1 pseudogene is annotated in these 454 nt (G+C 46.7%); it reads left to right on the top strand.

Annotation, left to right across the window (positions count from 1 at the left end):
* Positions 1-129: 129 nt before the first annotated feature.
* Positions 130-454: pseudogene (locus SB773_RS30090) on the top strand (YfcC family protein); the annotation flags it as partial.

Here is a 454-nt window from a genome sequence, read left to right as displayed (position 1 = left end):
GGAAAAGGTATCTGAGTTTCTCGCTACACAAAAAGTAACGCAATAGGCTCGGGCAGGTAGAGTCTCCTTCATGCGATGGAGGAGGCTTCTCTCCCGATCATCTGATCTGATACCAAATGGGGGGGTATCATGAGTCAGTTACATGTGGACGTGCAGCCGAAAAAGCAGAAAAAGCTATGGGATATCAACGTGTTCGCCTTGCTCTTCGTCGTTCTTGCAAGTGCAGTTGTGCTTACGTATTTACTGCCTGCTGGTGAATATGGAAGAGTAGAAGTAAATGGAAGAAACGTGATTGACCCAGCTACCTTTCAATTCATCGAAGCTTCTCCTGTAAAGCCGCTGGGACTGGTCAACAGTGTGCATACCGGCTTGGTTGAAGCCTCTGGAGTCATCTTTTTTGTTCTTATAATTGGCGGAACATTCGGAATTATAACGGCTACTGGCGCGATTGAAG

The organism is Bacillus sp. SIMBA_074 (assembly GCF_046534555.1).
Classification (GTDB): Bacteria; Bacillota; Bacilli; order Bacillales; family Bacillaceae_G; genus Bacillus_A; species Bacillus_A mycoides.
Note: the sequence above shows the minus strand (reverse complement) of the source record. Positions and strands in the feature narration are given on the sequence as shown.